Origin of the sequence: Streptomyces sp. NPDC021020, from assembly GCF_044333285.1 — a bacterium.
In the GTDB taxonomy this organism is placed as follows: Bacteria; Actinomycetota; Actinomycetes; order Streptomycetales; family Streptomycetaceae; genus Actinacidiphila.
The window spans coordinates 616966-630320 of record NZ_JBIRQQ010000001.1 but is presented as its reverse complement, the minus strand read 5'-3'; the positions used below and the strand labels follow the sequence as shown (position 1 = coordinate 630320).

The following is a 13355-nucleotide window of genomic DNA, read 5'->3' as shown; positions in this document are numbered from 1 at the left end:
CGGCTTCGCCGCGGGCGGGGGCGCTCAGCTGTCGCTCTGGCCGTCCTCCGGCGGGGCCGTCGGACCGGCGGAGGGCTCGGTCGGCGGCTTGGCGGTGGAGACCGCCGCCGGGCCGCTGCCGTTGGCGGGCTGGCTGCCGTTGGTGAGCGCCAGCTCCTTCGGCGAGAGCACCGGGGGCCGGGTGGACGGCGTACGGCGGGCGGAGCCGGTCCAGGCCGGGCGCGAGGGGCGCTTGACGATCGGGGCGAAGATCTCGGCGATCTCCTCCTTGTTCAGCGTCTCCCGCTCCAGCAGGGCGAGCACCAGGTTGTCGAGCACGTCGCGGTTCTCGACCAGGATCTCCCAGGCCTCGTTGTGCGCGGTCTCGATCAGCTTCTTGACCTCCTCGTCGACCAGCCCGGCGACCTCTTCCGAGTAGTCGCGCTGGTGACCCATCTCACGGCCGAGGAAGGGCTCGGAGTCGGAGGAGCCGAACTTGATCGCGCCGAGGCGCTCGGTCATGCCGTACTGCGTGACCATCGCGCGGGCCGTGGCGGTGGCCTTCTCGATGTCGTTGGACGCGCCCGTGGTCGGGTCGTGGAAGACGAGCTCCTCCGCGGCCCGGCCGCCCATCATGTACGCGAGCTGGTCGAGCATCTCGTTGCGCGTGGTCGAGTACTTGTCCTCGTCGGGCAGCACCATCGTGTAGCCGAGGGCGCGGCCGCGGGAGAGGATCGTGACCTTGTGCACCGGGTCGGAGCTGGGAGAGGCCGCCGCGACCAGGGCGTGTCCGCCCTCGTGGTAGGCGGTGATCTTCTTCTCCTTGTCCGACATGATGCGGGTGCGCTTCTGCGGACCGGCCACCACGCGGTCGATGGCCTCGTCGAGCATCCCGTTGTCGATCAGCTTCTTGTCGCTGCGGGCGGTCAGCAGGGCGGCCTCGTTGAGCACGTTGCTCAGGTCGGCGCCGGTGAAGCCGGGGGTGCGGCGGGCGACGGCCATCATGTCGACGTCCGGCGCGATGGGCTTGCCCTTCTGGTGCACCTTGAGGATCTCCAGGCGGCCCATCAGGTCCGGCGGGTCGACCGCGATCTGCCGGTCGAAGCGGCCCGGGCGCAGCAGCGCCGGGTCGAGGATGTCGGGCCGGTTGGTCGCGGCGATGAGGATCACACCGCCCTTGACGTCGAAGCCGTCCATCTCGACCAGCAGCTGGTTGAGGGTCTGCTCGCGCTCGTCGTGGCCGCCGCCGAGGCCCGCACCGCGGTGCCGGCCGACGGCGTCGATCTCGTCGACGAAGACGATCGCCGGCGCGTTGGCCTTGGCCTGCTCGAACAGGTCGCGCACCCGGCTGGCGCCGACACCGACGAACATCTCGACGAAGTCGGAACCGGAGATCGAGTAGAAGGGGACGCCCGCCTCACCGGCGACGGCCCGGGCGAGCAGCGTCTTGCCCGTACCGGGGCGGCCGTAGAGCAGTACGCCCTTGGGGATCTTGGCTCCGACGGCCTGGAACTTGGCGGGCTCCTGGAGGAACTCCTTGATCTCCTGGAGCTCCTCGACGGCCTCGTCGCAGCCCGCGACGTCGGAGAACGTCGTCTTGGGGGTGTCCTTGGTGATCAGCTTGGCCTTGGACTTCCCGAACTGCATGACGCGCGAGCCGCCGCCCTGCATCTGGTTCATCAGGAAGAGGAAGACCACCACGATCAGCACGAAGGGCAGCAGCGACAGCAGGATGCCGACGAAGGCGTTCTGCTTGGACTGCGAGACGGTGTACTTGTCCGGGAGCTTGACCCCCGGGACCTTGCCGTCGACGATCTTCTGCAGATCCTCGGCGATGGCCGCGCCCTGGTCGCCGATGTAGCTGGCGCGGATCTTGGAGCTGCCCTCGATCTTGACGCCGTCCTTGAGCTGGACCTTGATCGAGTTGTCGTCGCCGGTCGTCAGCTCGGCGGACTTGGCCTGATTGGTGTCGATCGCGTGCAGAACCGCGCCGGTGTCCACCGTCTTGTAGCCGCCGCCGGACGAGACGACCTGCATCAACACGACCACGGCGAGGACAACCAGCACGATCCACATGACTGGCCCACGGAAATAGCGCTTCACGTCCATCCATGCGGGGCGAAACCGCCCCGTCCCTCCTGCCACAGTGAGGCACCTCACCGCCTGTCAGGCGGCCTGTGCATCCGGTGTTGTAATGACCCGACCTTCGGACGGTACCCCAGCATTGTCACCCGAGGGCGCCGCCGACTGTTAACCAACCCGCTTTCCTGCTCCAACGCCGGGAAATCGGCGCAGGTTCCCCGGGGCCGCCCGGACGGATCCGGCCGCCCCGCGGCCGGGCCCGCGGGCAGGCCGGTCAGCCGCCGTAGACGTGCGGCGCGAGGGTGCCCACGAAGGGCAGATTCCGGTACTTCTCGGCGTAGTCCAGGCCGTATCCCACGACGAATTCATTGGGAATGTCGAAGCCGGTGTACTTGACGTCGATCTCCACCTTGGCCGCCTCGGGCTTGCGCAGCAGCGTGCAGACCTCCAGCGAGGCCGGGCCGCGCGAGCCCAGGTTGCTGATGAGCCAGGAGAGCGTCAGGCCGGAGTCGATGATGTCCTCGACGATCAGCACATGGCGGCCGGCGATGTCGGTGTCCAGGTCCTTGAGGATGCGGACGACGCCGGAGGACTTGGTGCCCGCCCCGTAGGAGGACACCGCCATCCAGTCCATCGTGACGGGGGTGGACAGGGCGCGGGCCAGGTCCGCCATGACCATGACCGCGCCCTTGAGGACGCCGACGATCAGCAGCTCCCGGCCCGCGTAGTCCTGGTCGATCTGTGCGGCCAGCTCGGCGAGCTTCGCGTCGATCTCGGCCTGGGAGATGAGCACTTTCTCCAGGTCCGTACCCATGTCGATCTCGTTCACTGCCCTGTACGTCCTCAGCTGCTCGGGTCCACGTCGGCGCACGTCGGCCCACCCTTGGCTACGACGGCGAGAAGACCAGTCTGCCATTGGCCCGCCGGACGGCGACGCCGCCCGGCAGGTTGAGCGCCTTCTGGCCGCGCCAGCCGGTGACCAGGCGGTCCACCTCCTCGATGTGCCGGGCGAAGAGGAAGCCGGGCGGCGAGCCCGCGGCGATGGCGGTACGGCGCAGCACCCGGCGGCGCACCGCGGCCGGCAGGGTGGACAGCCGCCGCACGTCGAGGCTGCCGTCGTCGCCCGCCGCGTCGGCCTGCGCGTCGGCGGCCCACTGGTCGAGCGCGTCGGCGTCGTCCCGGGACAGCTGCGCGGTACGGGCCAGGGCCTCGACGACGCCTTTGCCGAGCGACTTCTCCAGCACCGGCAGCGCCTCGTGGCGGACCCGCGAGCGGGTGTAGGCGGGGTCGTGGTTGTGCGGGTCCTCCCACACGGTGATGCCCTGGGCCAGGCAGCCCTGGCGTACGGTGTCGCGGTCGAGCAGCAGGAAGGGGCGGCGGTAGCGGCCGCCCACGCCGGACACCGCGGCCATGCCGGACAGCGACCGGATCCCGGAGCCGCGGGCGAGCCCGAGCAGCACCGTTTCTGCCTGGTCGTCGCGGGTATGACCGAGGAGCACGGCCGCGGCGCCGAAGCGTTCGGCGGCCGCGTCGAGGGCGGCGTAGCGGGCGTCGCGGGCGGCGGCCTCGGGGCCGCCCTGGCGGCCGACGGTCACGCCGACGGCGTCGACCGGGTCGAGGCCGAGGGCGCGCAGCCGCCCGGCCACTTCCTGCGCGCGCACGGCGGAGCCGTCCTGCAGGCCGTGGTCGACGGTGACCGCGCCGGAGCGCACGCCGAGGCGGGGGCCCTCGAAGGCGAGGGCGGCGGCGAGCGCCATGGAGTCGGCGCCGCCGCTGCATGCGGCGAGCACCAGGGGGTGCGGGTCGGCGGACGAGCCGAGGACGTCGTGCAGGACGCGGCGGACCGCCAGGCGTATCGCCGCGACCGTGGGGTGGGGTCCCATGTCCGGTTCCCTCCTGAGGAGGCTGGGTGCGAGAACGTCGCCGAGCACGGGAAGCTCGCGAAGTTCGGGAGTTGATGACGCAGGGTATTCAGATGGTGACAGAAGCCCGGGCATTACCCGAGCATCGCACGCCCTACCCTGCGCTTACGGTCCCTCGGACGGGTGAACCGGGGGCGTGTGCCCCCTCCCGGGGGCACACGCCCCCGGGAGGGGGCACACGTGCCCCCTCCCGGGGGCGCGGGAGGGGACGCACGCCGACGCCGCGGGGCGGTCAGTCCTCGGCGGCGGGGCGGGCGTGCACCCGCGCGACCCAGTCCGCGGGCCTGGCGATCTCCGCCTTCGTCGGCAGCGTGTTCGGCGACGTCCACACCTTGTTGAAGCCGTCCATGCCGACCTCGTCCACGACCGCCCGCACGAACCGCTCGCCGTCGCGGTACTGCCGCAGCTTCGCGTCCAGGCCCAGCAGCCGGCGCAGCGCCTGGTCCAGCCGCCCGGCGCCGCTGGCCCGGCGGCGGCCGAACTTCTCCCGGATCTCCGCGACCGACGGCACGACCTCGGGCCCCACGCCGTCCATCACGTAGTCGGCGTGGCCCTCCAGCAGCGACATCACGCCGGTCAGCCGGGCCAGAATCTCCCGCTGCGAGGCCGTCTGCACCAGGTCGACGAGGCTGCGCCCGCCGTCCGGCTCCTCCTCGTGGCCCTCGGCCTCCTCCTGCTCCCTGGCCCCGTTCTGCCCGCCGAAGGACTGCACGGCCTGCCGGACCCGCTCCACCACGGTCGAGGCGTCCAGTTCGGTCTCGCCGAGGAAGGACTGGATCTCGGCCTCGATGTGGTCGCGCAGCCACGGCACCGCCGAGAACTGCGTGCGGTGCGTCTCCTCGTGCAGGCACACCCACAGCCGGAAGTCGTGCGGGTCGACGTCCAGCTCCCGCTCGACGTGCACGATGTTCGGCGCGACGAGCAGCAGCCGCCCGGCCCGCGACTGCCCCGGCGCGGGCTTGACCGGCCCGGCGGGCATCTCCCGGCTCGGCGGCGCGAACGTCTCGTACTGCCCCAGCACCCGCGAGGACAGGAAGCTCAGCAGCATCCCGACCTCGACACCCGTCACCTTGCCGCCGACCGTGCCGAGCACCGCCCCGCCGGGCCCGCCCGGGCGCCGCGCCTGCATCTTGACCAGCAGCGGCTTGAGCACCTCGCGGAAGCCCGCGACGTTGGCCCGCACCCACCCGGCGCGGTCCACGACGAGCACGGGGGTGCCGTGCGGCGGCGCGTCCTCGCCGTACATCCGGGTGAAGGCGCGGACGTGCGCCTCCGAGTCCAGCGCGTGCCCGCGCAGCTCGGCCACGATCGCGCGGGCCTCGTCCCGGCTCACCTCGGGACCGGGCCGGGTGAGCCGCTGCGCCGTGGCCACGGCGAGGTTCCAGTCGACCATCTCGCTTCCACCGATGCTCGTCATGCCTTCACGGTACGTTGCCGGTCCGTGCTTTGGGGCGCCCGGACGGAGCCGGACGTGCGGAAGGACGGGCCGTACGGGGTCCCCCCGCGGCCCGCCCCTCGGCGGAAGCGTCGTGCCCGGTGCTCAGTGGCCCGGCCCGTGCTCCTTCAGACGGCGGAAGGAGTCCTCGATCTCGGCCTCGGCCTCGGCGCGGCCGACCCAGTCGGCGCCCTCGACGGACTTGCCGGGCTCCAGGTCCTTGTAGACCTCGAAGAAGTGCTGGATCTCCAGCCGGTCGAACTCGCTCACGTGGTGGATGTCCCGCAGGTGCTCCACACGCGGGTCGGACGCCGGCACGCACAGCACCTTGTCGTCGCCGCCGGCCTCGTCCGTCATGCGGAACATGCCGATGGCGCGGCAGGTGATCAGGCAGCCGGGGAAGGTCGGCTCGTCCAGCAGGACCAGCGCGTCCAGCGGGTCGCCGTCCTGGCCGAGGCTGTTCTCGATGAAGCCGTAGTCGGCGGGGTAGCTGGTCGAGGTGAAGAGCCTGCGGTCCAGGCGGATACGACCGGTCTCGTGGTCCACCTCGTACTTGTTCCGCGAACCCTTCGGGATCTCGATCGTGACGTCGAACTCCAAGGCCGTACTCCTCCATGATCAGCGCATAGTGCGGGTGGTTAAGTGTCTCCCACGCAAGTGGGTGGTCGTGAAAGGGGCTGGTCGGGGGTGCCGCTCAGCAGAACGGTGCAGGTCGTGGGGATATCCGCGGCAGTGGGTGCGGTGCTCGCCGCGGTCGCGGTGACCGCGGCGGGACCGTGGGACGCGGGCCAGCGTACGGCGGAACGGTCCTCTGCCGCATCGCGCTCGGCGGGGCCGAAACACGGGGCTGCGCATGCGGCGCCGGGTACGCCGTGCGGTGCCGGCGCCGCCGGGGGGGCCGGTGCGTCCGCGGGGGCCGCCGGGGGTACGCCCGCCGGGGCGTGCGCCGGCGTCGACCTCGTCGGGGCCCACGCGCCCACCGCCGGGCCCGTGTTCGCCGCCGCCGGGAGCGGGCAGCCGCCCGCCTCGCTCGCCGCGGACCTCGCCGCGAGGCTGGGGCCGCTCATGGCCGCGCCGGGCCTGGGGACGGTACGCACCGGGTCCGTGCTCGACGTCGCCAGCGGGCAGGTGCTGTACGACCACCGGTCCGGCACCGCCACGACACCCGCGTCCACCACCAAGCTCGCCACCGCCGTCGCCGCGCTCGGCACCCTCGGCGACACGTACACCCTCACGACCACCGCCGTCGCCACTTCCGGCGACCGGGTCGTCCTCGTCGGCGGCGGCGACCCCACCCTCACGCTCGACCGGCTCGCCGCCGACACCGCCGCCGCGCTGCACGCCCGCGGGACGACCTCCGTACGCCTGGGGTACGACACCTCGTACTACTCCGGTCCCCTGCTCCACCCCATCGGCGTCAACGAGAACCTCGCGCCCGTCACCGCGCTCATGGCCTCCGAGGGCCGCCTCGACCCGGACAGCACCGGCCCCGCCACCCGCTCCCTCGACCCGGCCCGCTCCGCCGCCCAGCAGTTCGCGCACCTCCTGGAGTCGCACGGCGTCACCGTGACCGGCACCCCGAAGAAGGCGAGCGGTGCGGGCGGGGCGCGGCTCGCCGCCCACCACTCGGCGCCGCTCGACCAGCTCGTCGAGCGGATGCTCACGGACTCCGACAACGACATCGCCGAGGCGCTCGCCCGGCAGGTCGCCCGCGCGTCCGGGCAGCCGCTCAGCTTCGCCGGTGTTGCGAAGGCGCTCCCGCAGGCGCTGCGGACGTACGGGGTGCCGCTCGGGGACGCCGTCTTCACCGACGGCAGCGGCCTCAACCGCGCGGACGCGCTCGCGCCCGCGGCGCTGACCCGGTTGCTGGTGCTGGCCGCCTCGCCGGACCACCCGGAGCTGCGCCCCGTTCTCGACGGGCTCCCCATAGCCGCCTTCACCGGCACGCTCGCCTCCCGCTTCGCGGCGGCCCCCGGGGCGGGGGTGGTCCGCGCGAAGACCGGCACGCTGACGGGCGTCAACACGATCGCCGGTGTGACGGTCACCCCGTCGGGCCGGGTGCTCGCCTTCGCCTTCATGACCCACGGCTCGACGTCCCCGGGGGCGGCGGAATCCGCGCTTGACGCTCTCGCGTCGGAGGTGGCCGGCGGGTGACTCACCGGGCTGCCTCTCCCGGCGCTGCCGAGACCTTGCGGCGGGTGGGTGGCTGGCCGCGCAGTTCCTCGCGCCCCTGCGCGGCAGCCCGGCGGGTGGGTCGGGTGCCACTCCGGGGGTACCTCCTCGGAATGCGCGTCTGACCTCTCCCCGAGTTGGTAAGCCCCGGAGTGCGCATTCCTCCGGGGGCACCCCCGGATCGTCCCCCTCCTGTCGTACGGCGGGCTCGCCGCCGACGGTGGTTGCGCCCCGCTGGAGGACCGTCAGACGACATCTGACTCGCACGGGTGGTGCGGGTGGGAAAACCCCGCGCCGGAGGCGCGGAAAAGCTCAGAAGCCGCGGGTGCGCTTCGCCGCGCGGCGGGGGGCGGCCGGGCCCGGGGTCGGGAGGGCGAGGCGGGCGACCTCGTTGCCGAGGTTGACGCCGATCGCGAGGGCGAGGGCGAGGGCGGCCGCCCGGGTGAGCTGGGTCGCGCCCGCCGACGCGTGACCCTGGGTCACGGCGAGAAGGCCGAAGTACGTGGCCGAGCCGGGCAGCAGGGGCCCGATCGCCGCCGTCACGTACGGGAGGACGGAGACGTACCGGTAGCGGGCCATGAGCTGGCCGAAGAGCCCGACGAGCCCGGCGGCCGCGGCCGTCGCCGCGACCTGGTTGCCGCCCGCCTGGAAGTGCAGGACGCCGTAGACGGTCCAGGCGACTCCCCCGTTGAGGGTGGCGAGCACGAGCACCCCCCGCTCGCACTGGAGGAGCACCGCGAAGGCCAGCGTCAGCACCATCGCCGCGATGAGCTGGACCCACGGCTGGTCGTACGCGCGCAGCGCCTGGTCGGGGTTGAGCGTCACGCCGAAGCGGACGCCCGCGTAGAGGACGAGGGTGACGCCGATGACGATGCCGACGACGAGGTAGATGACCTCCAGCAGGCGCGCGGACGCGGTGATGTAGAAGCCGGTGAGGCCGTCCTGGACGGCGGCGACGAGCGCGCGGCCGGGCAGCAGCGCGAAGAGTCCGCCGGTGATGACGGCGGAGGACTGGACCCCGGCCGTCCCGGGGATCCAGTGCGCGCGGTCGACGAGGACGCCCATCGCGGCGGCGGGCATGGCCGCGGCGGCGAACTGGTAGAACTCCGGCAGCCCGCGCCCGGCGAGCAGCCAGGCGAGCCGGTCGCCGACCATCGCGGCGAGCGCGGCCGCGAGGAAGATGATCAGGTTGCCGCCGACGAGCAGGCTCGCCGCGCCCGCGAGCAGCCCGGCGGCGCCGGTGAGGAACCAGCTGCTGTACGGGTGCCGGTTGCGGCGGATGTCGGCGAGCCGCCGGTACGCGTCCTCCAGCGTGGCGTCCCCGGCGGTGATGTCGTCGACGAGGTGGTAGACGGCGGCGAGCCGGGTGTAGTCCGTGCCGCGGCGGCGCACCGTGCGGGTGGTGCTGAGCGGCGGCTCGGTGAGGGAGGGCTGGTAGGAGATGCCCAGCAGGGTGAAGGTGACGTTGGGCTCGACCCGTACGAGCCCGTACGCGTACGCCACCCCGAGCATCGCGGCCTCGACGTCCTCCGCGCCCTCGCCGCCCGCGAGCAGCAGCTCGCCGATGCGGAGGGTGAGGTCGAGGACGCGCGGCACGGACAGGGCGTGCCCGGACTCCTGGCGGGCGAGCAGGTAGTCGGGGACGGGGCGCTCGGTGACGGAGAGCCGGACCATGGTGCGCATGCGGTCCTGCCACCGGGCGTCGTCCGGCGGCAGGGCGATGACGGGGATGCCCTCGGGCGGGGTGAAGGCCGAGCCCGCACCGCCGGGCATCTCGGGCGGCGCGGTGAAGGCCGGGCCCGCCCCGCCGGGCATCCGGTACGCGCGCGGGCCCGCGTCGGGAGCGTCGTCGTCCCCGGGTCGCGGGCCCGCCACGGCTGCCTCAGCCCTTCTGCGCGCGGTGGCGGCCGCCGGCGCGCGGGGCGGTGCCGGCCAGCTCGCCGGAGTCGCCCGCGCCGCCGGCCGGGGCCGCTGACTGGCCCTTGCGCCGCGACCGCAGGTATTCGATTCCGAGCGGGACGACGGAGACGAGCACGACGAGGACGAGGATCGCCTCGATGTTGTCCTTGACGAAATCGATCTGCCCGAGCCAGTAGCCCAGCAGGGTCACGCCCGCGCCCCACAGGCAGCCGCCGATGACATTGAAGGTGGCGAAGGTGCGGTAGTTCATTCGGCTGACGCCTGCGACGATCGGCGTAAAGGTCCGGACCACCGGAACGAAGCACGCCATCACGATGGCTTTCGAACCGTGCTGCTCGAAAAAGCCGTGGGCCTTCTCGATGTTCTCCATCTTGAACAGCCGGGAGTCGGGCCGCCGGAAGAGCGAGGGGCCCACTTTGCGCCCGAACCAGTAGCCGACCTGCTGCCCGAGGACGGCGGCCAGCGCGATCAGCACGGCCACCAGGCCCAGCGGCCTGTGCAGGGTCCCACCTGCCACGAGGAGCCCGGTGGTGAACAGCAGCGAGTCGCCGGGCAGGAAGAATCCGATCAGCAGCCCGGACTCCGCGAACACGATCAGCAGCACGCCCCACAGGCCGTATGTGTTGATCAAGTGGTCGGGAGAGAGCCAGCTCGGACCGAGCGCGAGGTTCGTCACGCTCCAAAAGTATCAATGGAGTGTTGATACAAACGTTCCGCAAGCAGTGTGCGGTGGACTACCTTCTCCGCAGCGTCACCCCCGCACCACCGCAAGTCCGGCAAGTCTTACCCCTTGGGTCACAAGCGCCACAAGCGCATGAATCCCACCGAGCACTCCCAGCACCCCGGGCATCCCGCGCACCTCAAGCACCACAGGTCACTTTCGTCACATGCACCTCTTTGAGCGAGCGCCACACAGGCGTCTCACATGTCCCGCTCCCCCACACGTTCCCCCCCACGTGTCCCGTCACCGCGTCCGAACCATCTGGCGGCTCCCGTTATGACTCGCGCCATCACCCTGCACGAAGTTTCCAAGTACTACCCGAAAGAGCCGTCGCCAGCCGTGGACCGGTTCTCGCTGGACATCGCCCCGGGCGAGTTCCTGGTGCTCCTCGGGCCGTCGGGCTGCGGCAAGTCGACGGTCCTGCGGATGATCGCCGGTCTCGAGGACATCACCACCGGCGAGCTGCTGCTCGACGGCGAATACTCCAACGACCTCGCCCCCGGCGACCGCAAGATGGCGATGGTCTTCCAGAACTTCGCCCTCTACCCGAGCATGACCAGCCGGGAGAACATCGGCTTCCCGCTGCGCTTCGAGATGCCGGGAGAGGACCACGGGCCGCGGATCGACGAGACCGCCCGCACGCTGGGCATCGAGGAGATCCTGGACCGCTTCCCCGGGCAGCTGTCCGGCGGCGAGCGGCAGCGCGTCGCGATGGGCCGGGCGATCTCCCGGCACCCCTCGGTCTTCCTGATGGACGAGCCGCTGTCCAACCTCGACGCGAAGCTGCGCTCGCACCTGCGCGCGGAGATCGCCCGGCTCACGCACGGCATGGGCGTCACGACGGTGTACGTCACGCACGACCAGGCCGAGGCGATGTCGCTCGGCGACCGGGTCGCGATCATGCGCAGCGGAGTGCTCCAGCAGGTCTCGTCGCCCCGGCTCGCGTACCACCTGCCGCAGAACGTCTTCGTCGCCGCGTTCGTCGGCACCCCGCGGATCAACCTGCTCCAGGCGACCGTGCTCGCGCCGCTCACCGGCGGGATGTGGATCGACTTCGGACGGCAGCGCCTGGGCCTGCCCGAGCCGCTCAGCTACGACCACCAGATGCTGCGCATCCAGCAGGGCCGCAACATCATCGTCGGGCTGCGCTCGGAGGCGGTGCGGATCGCGCAGCCGAGCCAGGCGCAGCCGGGCGAGGTCGTGCTGTCCGGGATCGTCGAGCACGTCGAGTACCAGGGCCACGAGTCGCTGGTGCACCTCAACACGGGGTCGCGCCCGGCGATCGTGCCCGAGCTGGAGGCGCCGCGCCCGGAGGCCGCGAAGAACGGCTCCCGGCGGGGCGCGGCGGCGAACGGCACGGGGCTCGGCAAGCTCGCGCAGAAGGCGGCGCGGCGGATCCAGGCCAGCGTCATGGACCGCGACTCGTCCTCGGGCGCGCACTCCGGGTCCTCCCCGGTGTCGGTGATCGACCGCCCGTCGACCCCCGAGACGCAGACCGGCGACCTCGTCGTACGCACCGGCCCCGACGTCCGGCTGCGCCGCGGCGACCGGGTCCCGCTCCTGGTCGACCTGGCCCACCTCTACATCTTCGACAACACCGGCCAGCGCATCTGCCCGGCCCCCACCCGCGCCCCGCGCCTGGAATAGCCCCCCACCGGGCGGGACCCGGCCCCCTCCCGGGTCCCGCCCGTCACCTCTCCCGCCACCCTGCGAGCAGTTCCCCGGGCCCGTACACGGCCTGGAGCCCCGAGCAGGAGACTCCGCTGCGGGAGACGGCGACGAGCGGCACCGGCTCGTCGGTCAGGGCGGCGCGGTGCTTGTGGAGGGCGGCCAGGTCGTGGGCGTCGAAGGCGGAGTGCTCCAGCCATTTGACCGAGCCGAGGAAGAGCAGGGTCCTGGCCACGGGCTGCCGGTCGGCACCCACCAGGTCGATCTCGACGTCGTTGCCACGGGTCCAGTAGCCGCCGATCGCCGGGGCGGCGGGCAGTGCCCCGTCCGGCAGCAGCCGGGCGAGCGACTCCCGGACCAGTGGCTCGACGGCGCGCCCGCGCCAGCTGGTCCACCGCTCCCTGATGCGGCTCAGCGTGAGATCCCCCCGCATGCGCTCGATCTCGGCCATGTGCGGGTCCAGGAAGGCGAGCCAGAAGCGCAGGTACGGGTCGGCCACGCGGTAGCGGCGCTCCTTCGACGGCCGCAGCGACAGCGGGAGCTCGGCTGCCACGACGCGCTTGGCCGTCAGGACCTCGGTGGCCCGGGTGAGGGTGCTGTGGGAGATGCCGCCCGCGGCCCGGGCGATGTTGGTGAAGGTGCGCTCCCCGCTGCCGATGGCCCGCAGCACCTCCCGGCCCATGGCCTGCGGCGGGAATTCCGCGGCCAGTGACCGCTCGGCGGAGACGAGCAGCGCCGAGGTCGGGTTGCCGAGGCAGTCGCGAAGGAATTCCCACACGTCCGCGCCGGGCCGCCATTCCGCGCAGACCAGCGGCAGGCCGCCGGTGATCAAGGCGGCGTCGAACGCCGCAGCCGGGTCGAGGTCCAGCATCTCCCCGATGTCGGCGGGAGTCAGCGGACCGACGACCATCTCCCGGCCGCGCTGGTGGAAGGGGCGGCCGTAGCTGTCCAGCGCCTCCATCATCGACAGGTCCGAGCCGATCAGCAGGAGCAGCACGGGCTTGCGGCTGAGCAGGCGGTCCCAAGCCCGCTGGAGCACGCCCTCGAAGGCGTCGACGCGGTCCATGAGGTAGGGGACCTCGTCGATGACGACGACACTGGGTGTGTCCTCGGGCAGGCTCTCGGCGAGCAGCCGGAGGGCGGCGTTCCACTGCGCGGGGGCCTCCTCCCGGAAGAGCCCGCGCTCGGGCAGCGTGGATCTGGCGACCGCGTCGTGCAGTTCCTCCAGCTCCTCCTGGGCGCTGCCGCCCGCGGCGGTGAAGAAGAGGGCCGGCACCCCGGTGCGCCGCAGGAACTCCTCGACGAGGCTGGACTTCCCGACGCGCCTGCGCCCCCGGATGAGCACGCACCGCCCCGGCTGCGGAGCCTCGCCCCCGGCTGCGTCCCGTACCGCCTCCAGGGCGCCGCCGAGCACCTTGAGCTCGCGTTCCCGGCCTATAAAGCGCCGCATGCACCG

The 13355-nt window shown here is 72.4% G+C and carries 10 protein-coding genes; 2 read left to right on the top strand and 8 right to left on the bottom strand.

From position 1 onward, the window contains the following. Nucleotides 1-24: 24 nt before the first annotated feature. The 5 genes from ftsH to ACH4SL_RS02755 form a co-directional block, all read right to left on the bottom strand. Complete coding sequence (gene ftsH / locus ACH4SL_RS02775) at nt 25-2088, bottom strand: ATP-dependent zinc metalloprotease FtsH (RefSeq protein WP_398441534.1); 2064 nt, start codon at nt 2086-2088, stop codon at nt 25-27. A gap of 247 nt (nt 2089-2335) precedes the next feature. Continuing rightward, a complete protein-coding gene (hpt, locus tag ACH4SL_RS02770) occupies nt 2336-2890 on the bottom strand; it encodes a hypoxanthine phosphoribosyltransferase (protein WP_398441533.1) in 555 nt (184 codons plus the stop codon). Nucleotides 2891-2948: 58 nt separating this feature from the next. Further along, nucleotides 2949-3944 (bottom strand): tRNA lysidine(34) synthetase TilS, encoded by a 996-nt coding sequence (gene tilS, locus ACH4SL_RS02765; RefSeq protein ID WP_398441532.1) that lies wholly within the window; start codon nt 3942-3944, stop codon nt 2949-2951. A gap of 271 nt (nt 3945-4215) precedes the next feature. Further along, a complete protein-coding gene (locus tag ACH4SL_RS02760) occupies nt 4216-5400 on the bottom strand; it encodes a zinc-dependent metalloprotease (protein ID WP_398441529.1) in 1185 nt (394 codons plus the stop codon). A 123-nt stretch (nt 5401-5523) separates the two neighbouring features. Further along, nucleotides 5524-6018, bottom strand: a complete 495-nt coding sequence (locus ACH4SL_RS02755; RefSeq protein WP_398176622.1) for an inorganic diphosphatase — start codon at nt 6016-6018, stop codon at nt 5524-5526. 390 nt (nt 6019-6408) lie between these two features. Here ACH4SL_RS02755 and dacB point away from each other — a divergent pair, with 390 nt between their 5' ends. Beyond that, nucleotides 6409-7572, top strand: coding sequence for a D-alanyl-D-alanine carboxypeptidase/D-alanyl-D-alanine-endopeptidase (dacB, locus tag ACH4SL_RS02750; protein ID WP_398441527.1), 1164 nt, complete (start codon nt 6409-6411; stop codon nt 7570-7572). A gap of 330 nt (nt 7573-7902) precedes the next feature. Here dacB and ACH4SL_RS02745 read toward each other — a convergent pair whose 3' ends face one another. Both ACH4SL_RS02745 and ACH4SL_RS02740 read right to left on the bottom strand, forming a co-directional pair. Continuing rightward, nucleotides 7903-9405, bottom strand: a complete 1503-nt coding sequence (locus tag ACH4SL_RS02745) for a threonine/serine exporter ThrE family protein (protein ID WP_398441883.1) — start codon at nt 9403-9405, stop codon at nt 7903-7905. 67 nt (nt 9406-9472) lie between these two features. Next, nucleotides 9473-10186: a DedA family protein gene (locus ACH4SL_RS02740; RefSeq protein WP_398441526.1), complete on the bottom strand. Its 714-nt coding sequence runs from the start codon at nt 10184-10186 to the stop codon at nt 9473-9475. Nucleotides 10187-10507: 321 nt separating this feature from the next. On the opposite strand from ACH4SL_RS02740, the gene ACH4SL_RS02735 reads away from it, so the two are divergent. Further along, a complete protein-coding gene (locus ACH4SL_RS02735; RefSeq protein WP_398441525.1) occupies nt 10508-11878 on the top strand; it encodes an ABC transporter ATP-binding protein in 1371 nt (456 codons plus the stop codon). A gap of 43 nt (nt 11879-11921) precedes the next feature. Here the strand turns inward: ACH4SL_RS02735 and ACH4SL_RS02730 are convergent, their stop codons facing one another. After that, complete coding sequence (locus tag ACH4SL_RS02730; RefSeq protein WP_398441524.1) at nt 11922-13349, bottom strand: ATP-binding protein; 1428 nt, start codon at nt 13347-13349, stop codon at nt 11922-11924. Between the last annotated feature and the right edge of the window lie 6 nt (nt 13350-13355).